Origin of the sequence: Thalassospira sp. (genome assembly GCF_040218635.1) — a bacterium.
Lineage (GTDB): Bacteria > Pseudomonadota > Alphaproteobacteria > Rhodospirillales > Thalassospiraceae > Thalassospira.
Map to the genome: position 1 here is coordinate 429,422 of NZ_JAVJRB010000005.1, position 20,338 is coordinate 449,759.

Genomic DNA, 20,338 nt, shown 5'->3' on the forward strand with positions numbered 1-20,338 from the left:
CGTTTAAAGCACTGATGAGAAGCTAGTGGAAACAGGTTAAGGAAAGCCGAAATCATTCAATCAAAACGACAGGGGAAATGATTGCGCGGGGAAGACACAAAAAAGGCCGATCCTGATGGACCGGCCTTTTGTAATGCTTTGTTCCGAACCGATTAAGCGGTTGCAGATTCCGACTTGCGGCTTTCGCGTTTGCGCACGTTTGGATCAAGGTGCAGCTTACGAATACGAATGCTTGTCGGGGTAACTTCGACCAGTTCGTCGTTCTGAATATAGGCAAGGGCCTCTTCAAGCGACATACGGCGCGGCGGGGTCAGGGTGATGGCGTCATCCTTGCCCGATGCACGAACGTTGGTCAGTTTCTTACCCTTGAGGATGTTGACCTCAAGATCATTGTTACGATTGTGTTCGCCAATGATCATGCCTTCATAAACGCGCGTACCCGATTCGATGAACATCGAACCACGATCTTCAAGACCCCAAAGCGCATAGGCAACTGCGTCGCCCTGATCGTTGGAAATCAGAACGCCGTTACGACGACCCGCAATCGCACCTTTAACCGGACCATAAGAATGGAACACGCGGTTCATGACGCCGGTACCACGGGTATCGGTCAGGAACTCGCCGTGATAACCGATCAGGCCACGCGACGGTGCGTGGAAGATGATACGGGTCTTGCCGCCACCAGAAGACCGCATGTCGGTCATTTCGGCTTTGCGCAGGCTCATTTTCTCGACAACGGAACCGGCAAATTCTTCGTCAACGTCGACCTGAACTTCTTCGAACGGCTCAGACATCACGCCGTCGATTTCTTTGATCAGAACGCGCGGACGCGAGATTGAAAGCTCATAGCCTTCGCGGCGCATGGTTTCGATCAGAACGCCAAGCTGAAGTTCGCCACGACCGGCAACTTCAAACGCGTCTTTATCAGCGGTTTCACCGATCTTGATCGCGATGTTGCCTTCGGCTTCGCGTTCAAGACGTGCACGGATCATACGGGAGGTAACTTTGTCACCTTCCTGACCGGCCAGCGGCGAATTGTTCACCGAGAAGGTCATCGCCAAGGTCGGCGGATCGATCGGCTGGCTTGAAATCGCGGTAGTGATTTCGGTCGAGCAAATGGTGTCCGCAACGGTTGCGTTGGTCAGACCGGCAATCGCGATGATATCGCCTGCTTCTGCTTCTTCCTGTGGGACACGGTCAAGACCGCGGAAGCCCATCAGTTTCGACAGACGGCCGGTTTCAACCGTACCATCGCCGCGAAGAACCTTAACCGGCATGTTGAGTTTCGCACGGCCCTGCGCGACACGACCGGTCAGGATACGACCAAGGAAGTTATCGGCATGCAGCATGGTCGCAATCATTGCGAACGGTGCGTCAAGGTCAGCTTTTGGTGCCGGAACATAGTTCAGAACCAGATCCATCAGCGGGGTCAGGTTTTCTTTCGGACCTTCCGGAGCTTCTGCGGCCCAGCCATCACGACCCGATGCATAAAGGGTCGGGAAGTCGAGCTGTTCATCAGATGCTTCGAGCGAGACGAACAAATCGAAGATTTCATCAAGAACTTCTTCAGCGCGCTCATCCGGGCGGTCGATTTTGTTGATGATGACGATTGGCTTCAGACCCAGTTTCAGGGCTTTACCCAGAACGAATTTGGTCTGTGGCATCGGACCTTCGGCCGAGTCAACCAGCAGAACAACACCGTCAACCATGGACAGAATACGTTCAACTTCACCGCCGAAATCGGCGTGGCCCGGGGTATCAACGATGTTGATGCGGGTGTCGCCCCACTGAATTGCGGTCGGCTTTGCCATAATGGTAATGCCGCGTTCGCGTTCCAGATCGTTGCTGTCCATGGCGCGTTCATCAACGCGCTGGTTGTCACGATAGACACCGGACTGACGGAACATCGCGTCGACGAGGGTGGTTTTGCCATGGTCAACGTGAGCGATGATGGCGATATTGCGCAAATTCATTGGCGCGGACTCCAGAATAAAAAATGCCGCGCGCCGGAATATGTCCCTTGCGCATCGGTCAGTAAAAGTTTCAAGGCCAGTAGATATTCAGCAGCCGTTTGACCGGTATCGTTCGATCAATGACGTCAAACCCGCGCAATTTTTTGCAGAGCGCGGCACATGCTGAATGTTTACTGGCCCATAAGATAATTGCAGGCCAGCTCGAAGCTGCCCTGTCATAGCCAATGTGGAGGCGAATGACCAGCCTCGTACACGCCATGCGGGGTTGATTTTTCTGCAATGCGGGCTGTTTGCGCCAAACTCTGTATAAAGTCAATGCTTGTGTTGCGCTGCAATGCCTCGAAATCCGGGCTTTTGGCAATCAAAAACGGGACGGCACACAATTGTTGCCGTCCCGTGAAATATTGCGAAGTGACTGTATGGCGTCACTTAATAGGCCTTACAAAGCCAATCAGATGATTTTCGCGGTCAGTTCTTTAAGGTCCGCATCCGGGCGCGCACCCATATGCGAAATAACTTCGGATGCGCAGATTGCACCAAGCTGACCACAGACCGGAAGTTCGTGACCCTTGGTATAGCCAAACAGGAAACCTGATGCGAACAGATCGCCAGCACCGGTGGTATCGACCACTTTGGCAACCGGTTCGGCACTGATTTCATAAACTTCGTTTTCATCAACGATCACGGCACCTTTTTCCCCACGGGTCAGGGCAGCGACCTTGCAATGTTTGCGGACTTCAGCAAGGGCTTCCTCGAAAGTGTCGACCTCGTAAAGCGACTTGATCTCGTCTTCGTTGGCAAACAGAACGTCGATATGATTATGGACCAGATCGCGGAAGGAATCGCGATGGCGATCAACACAGAATGAATCCGACAGGCTGATGGAAACCTGGCGACCGGCCTCGTGGGCAACCTTGGCCGCCTTCACAAAGGCGTTCTTGGCCTCCGGGCGATCCCAAAGATAGCCTTCCATATAGGTGACTTTGGCAGATTTGATCAGGTCTTCGTCAATATCATCCGGGCCAAGCTCGGTGCAAGCACCCAGGAACGTATTCATGGTGCGGTCACCATCCGGGGTGACAAAGATCAGGCAGCGCGCGGTCGGGGAGCCTGCGGTTGCCGGGGCGGAATTAAATTCGACGCCAGTCGCGCGGATATCGTGGCGGAAAACCTGGCCAAGCTGATCGTCACGCACTTTACCAATATAGGCACCCTTGCCGCCAAGGGCTGCGATGCCTGCCATGGTGTTGCCTGCAGACCCACCAGACATTTCCATGCCCGGACCCATTTCCGCATAGAGGTTGTCTGCTGCTTCTGCGTCAATCAGGGTCATCGCGTTCTTAACAAGGTTCAGGCGCGTAAGGTCTTCTTCCTTGCAATGAGCAAGGACATCAACAATGGCGTTGCCGATACCAACGACGTCGACTGTGGTGTCGTTCATGTAAATTCATTCCTGCGGTTTGTTCGGTTCGAACGGTACCATTAAAGTCCGGTAAGCCGTTCTGACGGGCCGATCAGACAAGTGTAGATGATCGGGCGTTAAAAACTGACTGGCGCGGAGTATATGCATTGCAGATGACGGTGCAAGTGTCGCGACCGTTTCGTGCCCGGTTGTTTAACCTGTCGTTAAGATCGCAAAAAAACTACAAAAGATGTTTTTTAGATCGCATCCGGGCAAAATTCGATCTGACTCCGGTTTCATTTTCACCCTCTCCGGCATTTTGATGTCGGTGACGAGGGCTTATCGATTCAGCGATGCCGTCAAACCCGCGTAGATCAAGGGTTTGAGCGTTGTTTAGCTTTCTCTGATGGTTGGGCGAGAAGATGCGACAGAATCCAGTCAAAAAACCCGAAACAAGACTTAATAGATGATTTTGAAGGGGTAAATTACCCATTTTCGACATCTGTTAGAAACCAAACAGACTGGTTTGTTTTATATTAAAGATAATCATGTAAGTCTATTAGCGGCAATATAGGTGCAATTGATTATTCTAAAATAGCGAAAATAGCTAATTCCAGGGGAGGGCGCGCTGTTGCGCCACCTTGCGCAAAGGTTTGGTCCTCTAGGGTGAATGTCGGGCAATATCGGCAGATGATCTTGTCGAATCAAGTCATCAAATCGGGATAAAGCGGGATCGGTGCGTTGTCGTCGGGACCGCGATCCGTGCGTCGCTCTTTGGATTGTTTGGCGGGTTGGGCGTCGTCAGATACGGCCTTCGGATTTGTGGCGTTCTGATCAAGCCGTTCACGTAATTCTTCGATCACGGCCTCGATCCGGGCGCGATGAAGGGGGTCTTCACAGCGTTGAACGAACTGCTCAAACGCCCCAAGGGCCTTGTCGTCCTGATCAAGCCTCGCATAGAGCGCACCAAGCTGATGCCACAGCCCGTCATGTTCCGGGGCAATCAGCAAACTGTGTTCAATAACACGGGTCGCCAAAGTCAATTCCCCGGCGCGAAGGGCACGAACCTTGATGTTGTTTTGAAGTCGTAACAAAATATCAATGTCGGTCGAGGGACGATAATGCCGGGGTTCAAGTTCGGCATCCAGACCGCTGAACGACTTTAACAGTTCGCGTAATTCGGCCGGGCCAAGTGTAATGCCGCCGTGGAACGGATCAATCATGCGGCGTTTGCCGTTGGCCTGAACCCGCAACAGGAAATGGCCGGGAAAATCAATTCCCGTGATCATAATCCCGCATCGCTGGGCGGCGTGGATATAAAGCAGTCCCAACGCAACGGGCAGGCCGCGTTTGCGTTTAATCACCTGTAGCAGATCGGCATTTGAAATATCATCGTAGTTTTCGGCATCGCCCTGAAACCCGTTCCGCTCGGCAATGACAGTCTGGAGGGCTTTGACAACCTGTTCGATGGTTGGTTCGGCCTCTTTGTCATCGACAGGAAGACTGTCGGCATTTGAAAGGCTGGATAAATCTGGCTGGAGTGTTGCATCCGCAAGTTCACGGCGCAGCTGATCGGCCAGATCATCAAGATGGGCCAAGTAAGGCGCGATGTCGCGTTTTTGACTGCCATCGGATTGATTAAGCCAGGCAAAATGCAATGCGGCTTCGGCAGCACTGGCGTCAGGCTTGAGACCCTTGCAATAGTCGACAAGCCATTGACGATCCGGATCGGTCGGTGCGGTGATGTGGCTTACGGTACTAATGGTTCAGGCTCCTTGCCGGTTTGCATCGTCTTTCAGGCGGATATGACTAACCACCCGTTTGACATAACTGGTCTCGCGGGCATGTGCGATAACGCGGTCCCGTTCCCGCTCATTCTGGGCGATGCCCATCAAATGCACAGTACCGTTTACGGTCTCGATGCTGAAATTGATCGCAAATATATCGCCATCAAACATCAAAGCGGCCTTGATCTTGGTGGTGATGACAAGATCACCGGCATTATCCATCAGCGACAGGCCAGAGCCGACACTCATTTCATTATGCACACTGCGCACACCATCGACCTGCCAGCTCAGCCTTACAGCTTCAAGCTCGTCAGCAGTAGATTCAACCTGCCCGGCAAGCAAGACCTCGCCTTCGACGACTTCAATTTCAATATCAAGAAACAGTTTCTCATCTTGTGCGAGAAATTTCTGCCAGATTTCGGCGGTTATGGCGGAATCACTGACCGCACCATTAAACCCGCGCTCCTGAAGCGCCGCAACACCTGCTGTTGCACCGGCACCGATCACAAAGGATGTGCATCCCGAAAGTGGCAGGATACAAATCCCCGCCAGTACCAGAGTGCGACATATGCCATATGCGCGGTTGTTTTGACGGCAGCTTTTGGTGCTGTGGTGCCGTTCGATGTCTGATCTTGACGACATATGCGAATGTCTCGTCCCAATTCCCCCGGTTTCGTATCTTCATCATCGCGGCTGGGGGTTAAGGAGTTTTAAAATCCAAGGCAGTTTATCAGCAAAAATGCATTTTTATGCAAAACTTCCCGCCAAGATGCATCCGTAAGGCTCTGCAAAAGGATACGAAGCGGGCGTGGGGACGGAAAACCGGTGAGGGCTAGGTACTTTGCCAAGCATTGATAAGGTGCTCGATCCGGCCCCATTTCCCGACAATCATAAGATCAAGCCGCAAATCGCCCTGATGGCCGATGCGCCCGGCATAAATTTCAAGTGCGCGGGCAATGCGGTTTTGTTGTTTCGGGCGGACGGAATGCAAGGCGGTGGCGCGATCAGAACGATTCTTTACTTCAATCGCGGCAATCACGGCACCACGCTTGGCAATGATATCGATTTCCCCCGCCGGACTTTGAAAGCGGGTTGCCAGAATGCGATACCCTTTAAGACGCAACCACATCGCACAGATTGTCTCTGCCCGGCGTCCGGCCTTTTCCGCCCGTTTGCGATTTGATCTGTCATCACTTGGCGGGCGGGATCGCGGCATGTTTATTCCTGATCCGGTTTGGCCAATTCAAGTGCGCGGTTATAAAGGTCGCGCTTCTTAAGCCCGGTTTCCTTGGCAAGGATATCGGCGGCATCCTTGGTTCGATGGGTCTTGATCAGATCCGACAGCCGCGCATCGATATCTTCGGCGCTGGGTTCATTGTCGGCCTCATTCGCGGGTCCGACAACGACAACAACTTCGCCTTTGGGCGCACCAGCTTCGGCGTAATGTGTGCTGAGCTCATCAAGGGTGCCGTTGCGAACCTCTTCAAACATTTTGGTCAGTTCGCGGGTAACGGCGGCTTCGCGTGTTCCGCCCAGCATTTCGGCCATATCGACCAAGCTGGCCGCAAGACGCTTGGGACTTTCAAGAAAGATCAGGCTGCCGGGGATCGGGGCAAAGCGTGCCAGTTCCTTTTTGCGGGCCATTGTTTTGGGCGGCAAGAATCCGGCATAAAAGAAATGATCGCTGGGTAGGCCTGAAAGAATAAGCGCAACAATCGGTGATGCGGCCCCCGGGGCGGCGGTCACGTTAAAGCCTTCGGCCTTGCAATCGCGCACCAGTTTATAGCCCGGATCATTGATCAAGGGTGTTCCGGCATCTGAAATCAATGCGAGTCCCTGACCCTTGCCAAGGCGGTCCATGATTTCCGGGCGCATCTTGACGGCATTATGTTCGTGATAGGCGACCCGTTTGGTCTTAACCCCGTAACGTGAGAGCAATTTTCCCGATGTCCGGGTGTCTTCACATAAAATAATATCGGCACGTTTCAGGATTTCGAGCGCTCTGAACGTAATGTCGCCCAAATTTCCGATTGGAGTAGCAACAAGATAAAGACCAGATGAAAGTGGTAATTGGCTTTGATCATGTTTACTTGCATCCTCGCCCGCATTACCCTGCGAGCGAAATGACTTATCGGGAGGTGAGATTGGGTTGTCCGAAACGTCATCCGTTGCAGAAACGGATGCTAAAAGAGGCGCTGCCGCGTCAGGCGTTGCAGAATCTGGATGGGTTTTCGGCTTTGGGCCGGGTCGCACGCCGGACGGCATCTGTGTTTGTCCTCTCTATCGGGCTGACCGCATGTAATGCGACCACGAGTATCACGGACCTGTTTGGTACGCAACGTGAGGCGCCGGTTGAAACAACCAACTCCAACACCGTTGATCCGATAAGCGCCCCGGATCAGGGATTGATCCCGGATGCCAACCCATGGCCAAGCGATGCTGCCTTGCCAGAAGGCGAAGGCGCGCAGCTCCCGACCCTTTATAATGACGATGCAGCCATTTTTGAAAAGCGGGTTGCCTTGTTGCTTCCATTATCAGGACAGCATGCCGATTTGGGCAAGGCAATGCGTCAGGCGGCTGAATTGGCGATGTTTGATATTGCCGGTGATGATTTCGTCCTGATGCCGATTGATACGTCGGGCACCTATCAGGGCGGGCAAGATGCTGCCCGTCAGGCGGTTGATGCCGGGGCAAAAATGATCCTTGGTCCGCTCTTTGCCGAATCGGTCAGCGGGGCAAGCGAAGTTGCCAAATCGGCGAATGTCCCTGTTGTGGCCTTTTCCAATAACCGTCGGGTTGCCGAAAGCGGTGTTTGGGTCAATGGCCTGATCCCCGAAGATCAGATTGCCCGCGCGGTTGGCTATGCCACCAGTCAGGGCCGGTTCCGCTTTGCTGCCTTGTTGCCGCAAAATGATTATGGTCGTCAAATCGCAGCGGCATTAAATACTGTGGTTTCGCGGGTTGGCGGGTCTCTTGGCCGGGTGGCGTTTTATCAGCCCGGATCAGAAAGCTTGCAGCAGACCATTCGCGATTTTGCCAATTATGATGCCCGTCGCGCCAATCTGCGTGCGCACAAGGCACAACTCGAAGCCAACGGCAGTGCCGGGTCCAAACGGGCCCTTCGTCGCCTTGAAGGTGTCGATACCTTTGGCGAGCTTGATTTTGATGCCCTGATCTTGCCCGCTACGGGGGGCGATTTGCGTCAGGTATCTGCGCTTTTGGCGTATTTCGATATTGATCCGTCGGTTGTGCAGTTCATTGGTACCTTTGGCTGGAACGATCCGGGCCTGTTTAGCGAACCGGCCCTTAAAGGCGGGATTTTTGCCGCACCGAATCCGGAAAACTGGGAGCTGTTCGCCAGCCGGTTTGAACGGACTTTTGGCAAGCAACCGCCACGCATTTCAAGCTTGGCCTATGACAGCACGGCCTTGGCCGCCCTGATGGCGCGCGATGAAAACCAGATGTCACGCGATGCACTGACCAATCCAAATGGTTTTGTCGGGGTGGATGGCATTTTCCGGCTTACGGTTGATGGCCAGTCGGAACGTGGCTATGCGATCATGCAAATTGGACCGGACGGGGCAAAGGTCGTTGCCCCCGCACCGGCAACGTTTGATCTGGTCTTCTGACCATAAAACGAATTGTCTGATGATTTAAAAACGCCTGCCGATCATGCTTCGGCGGGCGTTTTGTCTTTGAAATTGCACAGATCATTGACGATGCAGTCGCCACAACGTGGTTTACGGGCCTTGCAAATATAGCGCCCATGCAAGATCAGCCAGTGATGCGCATGGGTCATAAAGCGTGAAGGCACCTTTTTGAGAAGTCCCTTTTCCACGGCCAGAACGGTTGTGCCATTGGCCATGCCGGTGCGATTTCCCATGCGAAAGATATGCGTATCAACCGCCATCGTATGTTCGCCCCATGCAATATTGCGCACCACATTGGCGGTCTTGCGACCGACACCGGGAAGTTCTTCAAGGGCGTCCTGATCATTGGGCACCACGCCGCCATGTTTTTCGACAAGAATTTTGGCCGCCGCCATAACGTTCTTGGCCTTGCCGCGATACAGGCCAATGGTCTTGATATGGCCAATCAGGGCTTCTTCGCCGAGATCAAGCATGTCTTGCGGTGTTTCAACGATCTGAAACAGCTTTTTGGTCGCCTTATTAACCCCTATATCCGTGGCCTGTGCCGACAGGGCAACCGCGACCAAAAGCGTATAGGGATTGGTGTAATCCAGTTCGCCTTTGGGTTCGGGATCAGCGTCCGAGAGACGTTGAAAAAATTCTTCGATGGCGGCTTTGTTCATCGGGCGGGCCATGGATAGCAAACTCTTTTCAATGTGCCGCTTTTGCGGTCAATTTGAGGACGGGCATGTGTCAAATCTGCCGCATCCCTGATCCGATCTCCTGAGATGACATTATATAAACCGCAGATGCCCGAAAATCGAATTTTGATTGCAGTCACCCCAAAGCCGGGCGCAAAATCAGACCATCACAGCAAAAGGTGACGTTTTTTGCCAACAGTCCCGCGCAGTGCACAGCCGATTTTTCGGGTGGACTTGTTTCCGCCCCGGTCTTTGTCGCGCCGGGCGGCACGCAACATTGTGCTGTTGGTCGCCGGGATCACCACGACAATCGGCTTGATATTCTGGTCTGTCGGGGCGTGGCCGGTGATCGGGTTTCTGGGTGTTGATGTTATGTTGCTGTCACTGGCATTTTATTTCAGTTTCCGATCCGCCCGTCAGGAAGAACGCATCGAACTTCGCGCCGAAAACCTTCGGGTAACGCAAATCTCGGTTCGTGGGGATCGGCAGCAATTTGATTTTCAGCCTTATTGGCTGCGCGTTGTTTTGCAGCGCGGCGAAGATGACCAATGCAGTCTTTTTTTGCAAACACATGGCAAAAGTCTCGAAATCGCGGGGTTTTTGGGCGCGGATGAAAAGACCGATCTGGCGGCAAAGCTTGAGCGCGTTTTACGTCAAACCCGCTGCAATCCGGCGGATTTTCCGATTTGACCCAGACGGGTTGAGGGATTCGCAACCCGGATATGACAGATTTGAAAAGCTGAATTTTACGCGTTGAAAACAGGCGCGGTTCGCCAGATTGGCATGTCAGAAGCGGTCAAATTGCCCGTCATTGGATAAAAATCACCGTTTGAAACCCAAAAACACCCATGATTCCCCACTTTGACCGCTTGCGACTTTGTGGGGACTTTCATATATAGGTGCGCGGGGTAACGAAGAGACCCCAGAAAATTTACGTGTATTACAACCATTGGTCCCAGGAGGTCCTGCGCGGCGCTTCAGTTTGGAGGCTGCGGGACGGACCGGCCGCTAAAAGAGGAACTTACTATGGGCAAAATTATTGGTATCGATCTTGGCACCACGAACTCCTGTGTTGCAGTCATGGATGGCAAAGAAGGCCGCGTGATTGAAAACAGTGAAGGTGCCCGTACGACACCATCAATGGTCGCATTCACCGATGACGGTGAGCGTCTTGTTGGTCAGCCGGCGAAACGTCAGGCTGTCACCAACCCGGAAAACACCCTGTTTGCCATTAAACGTCTGATCGGTCGTCGCTACGGTGACCCGGAAGTCGAAAAAGACAAAGATCTGGTGCCGTACAAAATTGTATCGGGCGAGAACGGCGATGCATGGGTTGAAGTCAATGGCGAGAAAATGGCGCCGAGCCAGATCGCAGCCATGGTTCTTCAGAAAATGAAAGAAACCGCCGAAGCCCATCTGGGTGAGCCGGTAACCGAAGCCGTGATTACCGTTCCGGCATATTTCAACGACTCCCAGCGCCAGGCAACCAAAGATGCCGGCAAGATTGCGGGTCTTGAAGTCAAACGTATCATCAACGAACCGACTGCGGCTGCTCTGGCCTATGGTCTGGACAAGAAAGAAGCTGGCACCGTGGTCGTTTATGACCTTGGTGGTGGTACTTTTGACGTGTCGGTTCTTGAAATTGGCGACGGTGTATTTGAAGTTAAGTCGACCAATGGCGATACCTTCCTTGGTGGTGAAGACTTCGATAAAAACATCATCGATTACCTTGCCGACGAGTTCAAAAAAGAACAGCAGATTGATCTTCGCAAAGACCGGCTGGCCTTGCAGCGTCTGAAAGAAGCCGCCGAGAAAGCCAAGATCGAGCTTTCCTCGTCGATGCAGACCGATGTCAACCTGCCGTTCATCACCGCAGACGCATCCGGTCCGAAACACCTGAACATCAAGCTCTCGCGTGCGAAGCTTGAAGGTCTTGTTGGCGATCTGATCGAACGCACCATGACCCCGTGTAAAGCAGCGTTGAAAGATGCCGGCATTACCGCAGGTGAAATCGATGACGTGATCCTGGTTGGCGGCATGACCCGTATGCCAAAAGTTCAGGAACGCGTGAAAGAGTTCTTTGGCCGTGATCCGCACAAAGGTGTGAACCCGGACGAAGTTGTTGCACTTGGTGCGGCCATTCAGGGCGGTGTTTTGCAGGGTGACGTTAAAGACGTTCTTCTGCTTGACGTAACCCCGCTGTCGCTTGGTATCGAAACCCTTGGGGGTGTCTTTACCCGCCTGATCGACCGTAACACCACGATCCCGACCCGTAAGTCGCAGACTTTCTCGACCGCTGAAGACAATCAGACGGCCGTGACCATCCGCGTCTTCCAGGGCGAACGTGAAATGGCAGCGGATAACAAGATGCTTGGCCAGTTTGATCTGGTTGGTATCCCGCCGGCACCGCGTGGCGTTCCGCAGATTGAAGTGACCTTTGACATTGATGCCAACGGTATCGTCAACGTGTCGGCCAAAGACAAGGCGACCAACAAGGAACAGCAGATCCGTATTCAGGCATCTGGTGGTCTTGGCGATGACGAAATCGAAAAAATGGTCAAAGACGCGGAAAGCAATGCCGAGTCTGATAAGCAGCGCAAAGCACTTGTCGAAGCCCGTAATCAGGCCGAAGCGGTTATTCACTCGACCGATAAAAACCTGACCGAGCATGGCGACAAGGTTGATGATGCGACCAAATCGGAAATCGAAAACGCTCTGTCGGCTTTGAAAGAAGCCAAAGAGGGTGAAGATGCCGAAGCGATCACCGCAAAGGTCAACGAGCTGCAGCAGGCGGCGATGAAACTTGGCGAAGCCATGTATCAGGCCCAGCAGGCAGAAGCCGGCGAAGGCGATGCCCAGCAGGCAGATGCCGCAGCACAGGCTGATGACGGCGTTGTTGATGCCGACTTCGAAGAAGTCGATGACAACAAAAAAGACAAGTAAGACGACCGCAGAGGTCGTCTTGAACGACGCCCTGTAAAGAAAAAAATCGGGCCGTTCCAGACGCGCATGAGTGTGGGAACGGCCCGACCGTATTTCGGAGTTACAGATGGCGAAAGAAGATTTTTACGCGCTGTTAGGTGTCGCCAAAGGTGCGAGTGCAGCAGAGTTAAAAAGCGCTTATCGCAAACAGGCCATGAAGTTTCACCCGGATAAAAATCCGGGCGATGCAGAAGCCGAAGTGAAATTCAAACAGGTCAACGAAGCGTATGAAATCCTCAAGGATGAGGATAAACGCGCAGCCTATGATCGTTTTGGCCATGCAGCCTTTGAACAAGGCGGCCCCGGTGGGGGTGGCGGCTTTGGCGGCGGCGGTTTCGGTGGCGGCGGTTTTTCCGATGTCTTTGACGAGATTTTTGGTGCCATGGGCGGCGGTGGCCGACGTGGCGGCGGCGGTTCGTCGCGCGGTGCCGATCTGCGCTACAATATGGCGATCTCGCTAGAAGAAGCGTTTGAAGGCAAAAAAGCCGAAATCACCATTCCGGGATCCGTTTCCTGCGACAGTTGTGATGGTACGGGTGCTGAAGCAGGTTCCCAGCCGGTCAATTGCCCGACCTGTAATGGTCACGGCAAGGTCCGTGCCCAGCAGGGGTTCTTTACCATTGAACGTACCTGCCCAAGCTGTCACGGCAAAGGCAAGATCATTAAAAACCCGTGCAAATACTGTCACGGTGTTGGTCGTGTGGAAAAGGAAAAGACCCTTCAGGTCACCATTCCTGCCGGTGTTGAAGATGGCACGCGTATCCGTCTGTCTGGCGAAGGCGAAGCGGGCACCAATGGTGCACCTCCGGGGGATTTGTATATCTTCCTTGATATTGCCCATCACCGTTTCTTCCAGCGTGAAAGTGCCAATCTTTATTGCCGGATCCCGATCCCGATGGGCAAAGCAGCCCTTGGCGGCACGATCGAGGTTCCGACAATCGAAGGCACGCGGACCCGGATCAACATTCCTTCGGGGACCCAGTCGGGTCAGCAGCTCCGCCTGCGGGCCAAAGGGATGACGATCCTGCGATCACAGGCACGTGGTGACATGTTCGTTGAAATCAGCGTTGAAACGCCGGTCAATCTGACAGACCGTCAGAAAGAACTGCTCGAAGAGTTCGACGAGATTTCGCGCGCAGAAGGATCAAGCCCGGAAAGCGAAGGCTTCTTTTCCAAGATGAAAGAAATCTGGAAAGACCTGACGGAATAGGCATTAGATGATGCTTTAAAGGCTTAAAACCTTAACCCCCGGCAGGTCTGTCGGGGGTTTTGTTTTGCGCTGTCGGGGCCTTGTGTTAAAGCAAACACAGGTTTGAAATTACTTGCCCAGAGGATACCGGACATGAAAATCGGGATTGTTGGATGTGCTGGCCGTATGGGTCGGATGTTGGTTAATGAAACTGCCAGGACCAAGGGATGTGATGTTGGTGGTGGTACGGACCTTCCCGGCAGCCCGTTCATTGGCAAGGACGTTACCCTGATTGCCGGTCTGGAAGAAAGCGGTGTTCTGGTCGGGGACGATGCCCGCACGCTGTTTGAAACTGTTGATGCCGTGATTGATTTCACGGCACCGGCCGCGACCATGAAACATGCGAAACTGGCGGCTGAAACCGGTACAATCCTTGTGATTGGTACCACCGGACTTTCAAACGATCAGAAAGACGAATTGGCGATTGCCGCGCAAAAGGCACCGATCATTTTCGCCCCGAATATGAGTGTCGGTGTGAACTTGGCCTTTGCGCTGGTCGAAAAGGTCGCAAGCATCCTTGATAAAGATGTGGCGGATATCGAAATCGTTGAAATGCACCATAAGCACAAGGTCGATGCCCCGTCTGGCACCGCCCTTGGCCTTGGTGAAGCCGCTGCCAAGGGGCGTGGAGTTGCGCTTGATGATGTGGCAGTACGATCACGCGATGGCCATACAGGTGCGCGTGAAGACGGCGCAATCGGCTTTGCGACCCTACGCGGTGGTGATGTTGTCGGGGATCACACGGTTGTCTTTGCCTGCGAGGGCGAACGCATTGAAATCACCCATAAGGCATCGTCACGCGAAGTCTTTGCCAAGGGCGCTGTACGGGCGGCGAAATGGGCCGAGGGCAAAACACCCGGTCTTTATTCCATGCGGGAAGTATTGGGGATTTAGGCCCGACATCGCGCCTGTCAGTCGCGGACTTACAACGGAACAAGATCCACACCGGCCCGGGATATCGGGTCGGTGTTTTTATTGGCTGTCGAGGATTTCGGGTGGGGTATCAGAAGGCAATATGTTGGCAACCGCATCGGGGAGGCATTCGGGGGGAATGCAGCTTAGCTGCCCAAGCCCTTTGTTAAAGGCGTTACGGTGCCGCAAGCCCTGTGACGAGGGCGGGAATCCGACATGGATTGTCTGTTCGATCACCAGATGCGGGTTGTAGATGATGCGGTTTTCCGCGTCGCGCAAACCGGGGTTATTATGAAGAAGGTAGCGGGCAACATTGTGATCGATCACGGCCACTTCCACATGGCCGGTAATAAGTTGGCGCAGAAGGGTTTCATCGTCGCGCATGCCAAAGGAATTCATGCTTGTGCTTTCGAGCATGGCGCGCAAATGCGACTCATAGCCATAGCCCGTGACATAGCCGACGGAATATCCATTGAGGTCGGTGAGGGTTTCCCAAGAAAAGTTAGTCGAAGGCATATGAACAAAGCCGAGCGGACTGGTGCCGATTGGTTCGGAAAACAGGAACTGACGTCGCCGTTCAGGGTTGTCATAAAGTGGGAAAATGGCTTCAAACCCGTTTTCACGCAGGGTGTCTAAAAGTGCGCGTTTCCAGGGATAGACTTCGATTGTGTGGTCGATATCGACCTGATCAAGGGCTTTGGTCACGACATGGGACAAAAGCCCGCCATCCGGCAAACTTGCACCGGTATAGGGCGGCCAGTCCAGCGTGACAAGATTAATAACCGGTTTTGCAGGGCTCGAAAGGTCATTGGCACGGGCCGCCGGGGTGGCCATCATCAGCACAACACACATGACCATACCAGCCCATACAGTCTTGTGGGTGATTGATCGGCGTTGCGCCGGAACGTGCATTGTTTCCTCCCGCTTTCCCCGGAAACCTATCCATAGGTGGTGATTCCGGTCAAGGTTCGAAAGGCTACCTCATTAGATTTATATTGTATTCATGGGGGAGTTGATCAGCTTTCTCAGCAATCCCAGATATTTAATGAGAATTATTTAATGTAAGGGTGCCAAACTATGGCGCAGAACCAAGCGACAAAACAAAAACCCCGGCATTTTGACAGATGCCGGGGTTTTAAAATGATGGAAGGGTGATGATCTAGTGCGCGTCGGCCCAACTGTCGCCGATGCCGGCATCGACAATCAGTGGCACGGAAAGATGGGCCGCGTTTTCCATCACATCGCGGATGATTTTGATGGCTTTTTCTGCTTCGTCTTCCGGGGCTTCAAAGATCAATTCATCGTGGACTTGCAACAGCATACGGGTTTTAAGCCCGGCATCGACCAAGGCCCCCGGAACTGCAATCATTGCACGTTTGATGATATCGGCAGCACCGCCCTGAATCGGGGCGTTGATCGCAGCGCGCTCGCCAAAGCTTCTGCGCATGCCGTTTTTATCATTGATGCCGTTGATATGAATGTTCCGGCCAAACAGGGTGCGGACATGGCCATGCTTTTTGGCAAATTCCTTTGCCTGATCCATGTAATCGCGAATGCCCGGATAAATTTCGAAATAGGCTTCGATAAATGCCTTGGCTTCTTTTTGCGGAATGCCCAGCTGATTGGCGAGGCCAAAGGCCGAAATGCCATAAATGATGCCAAAGTTAATCGCCTTGGCTTTGCGGCGAACCATCGGGTCCATGCCTTCGATCGGAACGCCAAACACCTTGGATGCGGTTGCGGCGTGAATGTCTTCGCCGTTTTTAAAGGCGGTGCGCAGGGCATCAATTTCAGCAACATGGGCCAAAAGGCGCAGTTCAATTTGCGAATAGTCGGCAGAAATCAGTTTGCAACCGGTATCGGCGACAAAGGCGGTACGGATTTTACGGCCTTCTTCGCTTCGGATCGGGATGTTTTGCAGGTTGGGATCGTTTGACGACAACCGCCCGGTATTAACGTTGGTTTGGCCATAACTGGTATGAACGCGTCCGGTTAACGGGTTCACGTGATTTGCCAAAGAATCGGTATAAGTGCTTTTAAGTTTTGACAGTTGGCGCCATTCAAGAAGCTTGACCGGCAGGTCATGGCCAAGGGCGGCCAGACCTTCAAGCACGTCGGCACCGGTTTGCCATGCGCCGGTTTTGGTTTTCTTACCCCCCGGCAGGCTCATTTTATCAAACAGGATTTCGCCAAGCTGTTTCGGGCTGCCAAGATTGAACGGCTCACCGGCCATTTCATGAATGGTTTTCTCCAAGGTCGCCATGCGTTTGGCAAAATCATCCGACAGGTTTTTAAGGATGGTGGTATCCACCTTAACGCCCAGTCGTTCCATCTTGGCCAGAACCGGCACCAAGGGACGGTCAAGCGTTTCATAAACGCTTGCCATATGTTCCTGTGCGATGCGCGGTTTCAGCAACCGGTGCAGGCGAAGGGTGATGTCGGCATCTTCGGCCGCGTAATCAAGCGCCTTGTCAAGCGGGACCTGATCAAAGGTGATCTGGGTTTTGCCCGACCCGCAAACCTCTGAAAACTTTATCGGTTTGTAATCAAGATGCAGTTCGGCCAGTTCGTCCATGCCATGCCCGTGGCTGGTGCCATCAAGGACATAGGACAGAACCATGGTGTCATCCATCGGTGCGACATCAATGCCATGACGCGACAAAACGATCATATCGTATTTCAGGTTCTGACCGATTTTCAGAACGCCGGTATCTTCTAACAATGGCTTGATCAGCTCTATCGCGCGTTCAAGCGGGATTTGTTTGGGGATGTCGGCCTTGGCCGGTGTTTCGGGCGCATCACCGAAATCAAACCCACCTTGTGTGCCTTTGGCGTCGCTGGGTTCATTGACCTTGCCATGACCAAGCGGGATGTAACAGCCGTTGCCCGGTTCGGTCGAAAGCGAAATGCCGACCAGTTTGGCCTGATGGGCATCAAGGGACGTTGTTTCGGTATCTACCGCAACCGTTCCGGCATATTCGGCCTTTTCAATCCAGTGCTTTAGACGTTCTTCATCCTGCACAAGTTCATATTCGGCCTTTTCGACATTGATTTTATTCACGCCAACACCGGGTTGGGTCGGGATTTCAAACTCAACGTCACCGCCAAATTTTGCTTTTACTTTAGAAAGCAGTGATTTAAAGCCATGACTTGCGATGAAGCTTAAAAGAACTTCCGCGTCCGGTTCTTTCAACTCGAATCCGTCGATCTGTTCAACCACCGGAACATCGGTTTTCAAGGTGACCAGACGTCGCGAAATACGGGCCAGTTCGGCATTCTCGATCAGTTTTTCGCGGCGCTTTGGCTGTTTGATTTCGCCTGCGCGTTCCAGTAGAGAATCAAGATCACCATATTCATCAATAAGTTGGGCTGCAGTTTTAATCCCGATGCCCGGTACGCCGGGCACGTTATCGACGGAATCACCGGCAAGTGCTTGAATATCAATGACCTTGTTCGGTGCAACGCCGAATTTTTCCATGACTTCGGCAGCTCCGATGGTGCGATTCTTCATCGCATCAAACATTTGCACCCGATCGGTGACAAGCTGCATCAAATCTTTGTCCGAAGACACGATAATCACGTCAGAACCTTCTGCCTCGGCCTGACGGGCATAGGTCGCGATCAGATCGTCGGCCTCATATCCTTCAAGTTCGATAGACGGCAGATTAAACGCACGGGTCGCATCACGGATCAGCCCGAATTGCGGAACCAGTTCTTCGGGCGCTGGCGGCCGGTGCGCCTTGTATTCCGGATAAAAATCATTGCGGAAGGTCTTGCCCTTGGGATCAAAAATAACCGCCATATGGTCGGGCTTGGTGTCTTCGCGCAGCTTCATTAGCATGGTGCAGAAGCCATAAACCGCATTGACCGGGGTGCCATCCGGGCTGCTCATCGGGGGCAGGGCATGAAAAGCGCGGAAAATAAAGCCTGAACCGTCAACCAGTACGACGCGGCGCGGTGGGTTGCCGGTGGACGTCTTGGCGGTAGACGGGGCGGAATCTGTCATGCGTTTCGTGCTCTTATGTTCGAGGAATTTGTTGGTCGGCAGAATGCCCGATTAAGGCCGACAAGTCGAGTACAGGCTGCGATGAAAGGCCAAAAACCAAACCAGTCTCCTGACAAAAACGGTCTGAAAAAGAACGATTTCCTGCTTTGAAGTGAAATATATTTTGATATCAAAACGAAATGGGTAAGTACCCGAATTCTGACGATTTCTGATGGTTGATCTGTTTGTGCTTATCAGTCTGCCCGGGGGTTGCTATGTTGGTTTGATAACTTAATCCCAAGGGACATGGGAGATCCGGTTACGTGGCCCGGAAATCAAGCAAGCCGGAATTTAGCCCAAAAGGCATCGGCATAGAAACTGCAGGCCCGGTACGTGAGATTTCAAACGATATGAAACTCGCAAGCCGGAACCGCAAACAAAAGAAATCAGGCCGTGGTGGGTCAAAAGCCAACGGCACAGGATGGCGCAGGTTCTTTAGCGTCACCGCATGGCTGCGCTTTGTTCTTACCTTTGGCAGTTTTGGCCTGCTTATCCATGGCTTGTTCAAGGTCTTTGGGATTTATGAACGCAACCAACGGCTTGCCAATGTTGATCACTTTGTTCTGTTGATCAAACTCGTCGTGTTTGTCGCCTTGATGTATCTGTTTTATGCCATGCTGATGCATTACAAGCCGATCCGTCACAAGGTGCGGAGCATCTTCTTTCTCGCACTTGCACCGGTGGCCGCTCTTTGCATCTTTATGATTTATGGCGGCGGGCAGATTTTCGATGATTTCATCCCGGTCTTGCAATTCCTGACCCTGACCGTCGGGGTTGGTGGGTTTTTGTTATATGTCCTTGGATATACGTGGGTTACCGGACAAAAGGTAAAGCGCGATAACGCCAAGAACGGCGATTTTGGCAAGTCAGATGACGACGATGACACACGGGCTGATCGCAAAGGATTACCACCCGGCGTAAAAGGTGAACGCCGTAAAGTGCATCAGCCCGGAAGACTGCGCTTGCGCCGATCAGACGGCAGTGAGGCGAACGGTGGTAACGGGAATGGCAACGGCAAAGTAAGCCTTCCTGAAATCTAGAGAGCGTCGCATTTAATCTGGGTTACAGTAACAAACGGAGGCAACAGTTTGATGCACCGTGATTTTATTTTCATCCATAGTGCGGGAAATCAGGACGGGCAAAACGGAAGCAAACCGTTTCTAGGCCGTCTTGAAACGGCATTGGCCAGGCAGTTCAAGATGATTGCACCGGACATGCCCGATCCGGAACTTCCCGATTGCACCAAGTGGCTGGACGAGATTGGCCAAGCCCTTTCTGACCTCCGACCGGGGAGCATATTGCTTGGACATTCGCTTGGCGGGTCGACAATTCTGCAGTATCTGGCACGAAATCCACAAATTCTCGGTGAAAACAGTTCATTATCGGCTGCTTTTATCGTCGCGGCACCGTTTTGGGGGCTTGAAGACTGGGAAATAAGCGATTTTTCCCTCTCTGATGCAGAAGTAATGACGTTACAGGATCAAAAATCCCTGTTTTTCTGCCAAAGTCGGGATGATTTGATCGTTCCATTCGCACATCTGGACATTTATGCCGGTCATTTCCCAGGCGCCACGATCATCGCACTTGAGGATGCCGGGCATTCGATGGCCGATGGCGATATTGATGCATTGCTAGAAAAGATTAATCTAATGTAATGA

General features: G+C 52.9%; 16 protein-coding genes. 7 read left to right on the plus strand and 9 right to left on the minus strand.

The features are described 5' to 3' along the window. Positions 1 to 152: 152 nt before the first annotated feature. The 6 genes from typA to rsmI all read right to left on the minus strand — a co-directional run bounded on the left by typA (position 153) and on the right by rsmI (position 7,427). Positions 153 to 1,973 (minus strand): translational GTPase TypA, encoded by a 1,821-nt coding sequence (gene typA / locus RIC05_RS05555; protein ID WP_350041145.1) that lies wholly within the window; start codon positions 1,971 to 1,973, stop codon positions 153 to 155. 451 nt (positions 1,974 to 2,424) lie between these two features. Beyond that, positions 2,425 to 3,414, minus strand: a complete 990-nt coding sequence (locus RIC05_RS05560; protein WP_350045007.1) for an adenosine kinase — start codon at positions 3,412 to 3,414, stop codon at positions 2,425 to 2,427. Positions 3,415 to 4,079: 665 nt separating this feature from the next. Next, entirely contained in the window at positions 4,080 to 5,033 is a 954-nt protein-coding gene (locus tag RIC05_RS05565; protein ID WP_350045006.1) for a SirB1 family protein, read from the minus strand. Between the two features lie 108 nt (positions 5,034 to 5,141). After that, positions 5,142 to 5,804, minus strand: coding sequence for a BON domain-containing protein (locus RIC05_RS05570; RefSeq protein ID WP_350045005.1), 663 nt, complete (start codon positions 5,802 to 5,804; stop codon positions 5,142 to 5,144). Between the two features lie 190 nt (positions 5,805 to 5,994). Then, positions 5,995 to 6,378 (minus strand): YraN family protein, encoded by a 384-nt coding sequence (locus RIC05_RS05575; RefSeq protein WP_350045004.1) that lies wholly within the window; start codon positions 6,376 to 6,378, stop codon positions 5,995 to 5,997. A 2-nt stretch (positions 6,379 to 6,380) separates the two neighbouring features. After that, complete coding sequence (gene rsmI / locus RIC05_RS05580; protein WP_350045003.1) at positions 6,381 to 7,427, minus strand: 16S rRNA (cytidine(1402)-2'-O)-methyltransferase; 1,047 nt, start codon at positions 7,425 to 7,427, stop codon at positions 6,381 to 6,383. Here rsmI and RIC05_RS05585 point away from each other — a divergent pair. After that, positions 7,343 to 8,791, plus strand: coding sequence for a penicillin-binding protein activator (locus tag RIC05_RS05585; RefSeq protein ID WP_350045002.1), 1,449 nt, complete (start codon positions 7,343 to 7,345; stop codon positions 8,789 to 8,791). The genes rsmI and RIC05_RS05585 overlap by 85 nt on opposite strands. 41 nt (positions 8,792 to 8,832) lie before the next feature. On the opposite strand, the gene nth is transcribed toward RIC05_RS05585, so the two are convergent. Then, the gene (gene nth / locus RIC05_RS05590; protein ID WP_350041201.1) at positions 8,833 to 9,474 is read right to left on the minus strand and encodes an endonuclease III; all 642 of its coding nucleotides are present in this window, start codon (positions 9,472 to 9,474) and stop codon (positions 8,833 to 8,835) included. A 246-nt stretch (positions 9,475 to 9,720) separates the two neighbouring features. On the opposite strand from nth, the gene RIC05_RS05595 reads away from it, so the two are divergent. The 4 genes from RIC05_RS05595 (at position 9,721) to dapB (ending at position 14,617) form a co-directional block, all read left to right on the plus strand. Beyond that, positions 9,721 to 10,182: a DUF2244 domain-containing protein gene (locus RIC05_RS05595; protein ID WP_350045001.1), complete on the plus strand. Its 462-nt coding sequence runs from the start codon at positions 9,721 to 9,723 to the stop codon at positions 10,180 to 10,182. 336 nt (positions 10,183 to 10,518) lie between these two features. Next, positions 10,519 to 12,435, plus strand: coding sequence for a molecular chaperone DnaK (dnaK, locus tag RIC05_RS05600; RefSeq protein WP_350041153.1), 1,917 nt, complete (start codon positions 10,519 to 10,521; stop codon positions 12,433 to 12,435). A 106-nt stretch (positions 12,436 to 12,541) separates the two neighbouring features. Beyond that, the gene (dnaJ, locus tag RIC05_RS05605; protein WP_350045000.1) at positions 12,542 to 13,684 is read left to right on the plus strand and encodes a molecular chaperone DnaJ; all 1,143 of its coding nucleotides are present in this window, start codon (positions 12,542 to 12,544) and stop codon (positions 13,682 to 13,684) included. 132 nt (positions 13,685 to 13,816) lie between these two features. Further along, complete coding sequence (gene dapB / locus RIC05_RS05610; RefSeq protein ID WP_350044999.1) at positions 13,817 to 14,617, plus strand: 4-hydroxy-tetrahydrodipicolinate reductase; 801 nt, start codon at positions 13,817 to 13,819, stop codon at positions 14,615 to 14,617. A 78-nt stretch (positions 14,618 to 14,695) separates the two neighbouring features. Here the strand turns inward: dapB and RIC05_RS05615 are convergent, their stop codons facing one another. After that, complete coding sequence (locus RIC05_RS05615; protein ID WP_350044998.1) at positions 14,696 to 15,547, minus strand: substrate-binding periplasmic protein; 852 nt, start codon at positions 15,545 to 15,547, stop codon at positions 14,696 to 14,698. Between the two features lie 247 nt (positions 15,548 to 15,794). Continuing rightward, complete coding sequence (gene polA / locus RIC05_RS05620; protein WP_350044997.1) at positions 15,795 to 18,641, minus strand: DNA polymerase I; 2,847 nt, start codon at positions 18,639 to 18,641, stop codon at positions 15,795 to 15,797. 302 nt (positions 18,642 to 18,943) lie between these two features. Here polA and RIC05_RS05625 point away from each other — a divergent pair, with 302 nt between their 5' ends. Continuing rightward, positions 18,944 to 19,720, plus strand: a complete 777-nt coding sequence (locus RIC05_RS05625) for a hypothetical protein (RefSeq protein WP_350044996.1) — start codon at positions 18,944 to 18,946, stop codon at positions 19,718 to 19,720. 51 nt (positions 19,721 to 19,771) lie between these two features. Further along, on the plus strand, positions 19,772 to 20,335 hold the full coding sequence (locus tag RIC05_RS05630; protein WP_350044995.1) for an alpha/beta hydrolase: 564 nt from the start codon (positions 19,772 to 19,774) through the stop codon (positions 20,333 to 20,335). The last annotated feature ends 3 nt before the right edge of the window (positions 20,336 to 20,338 follow it).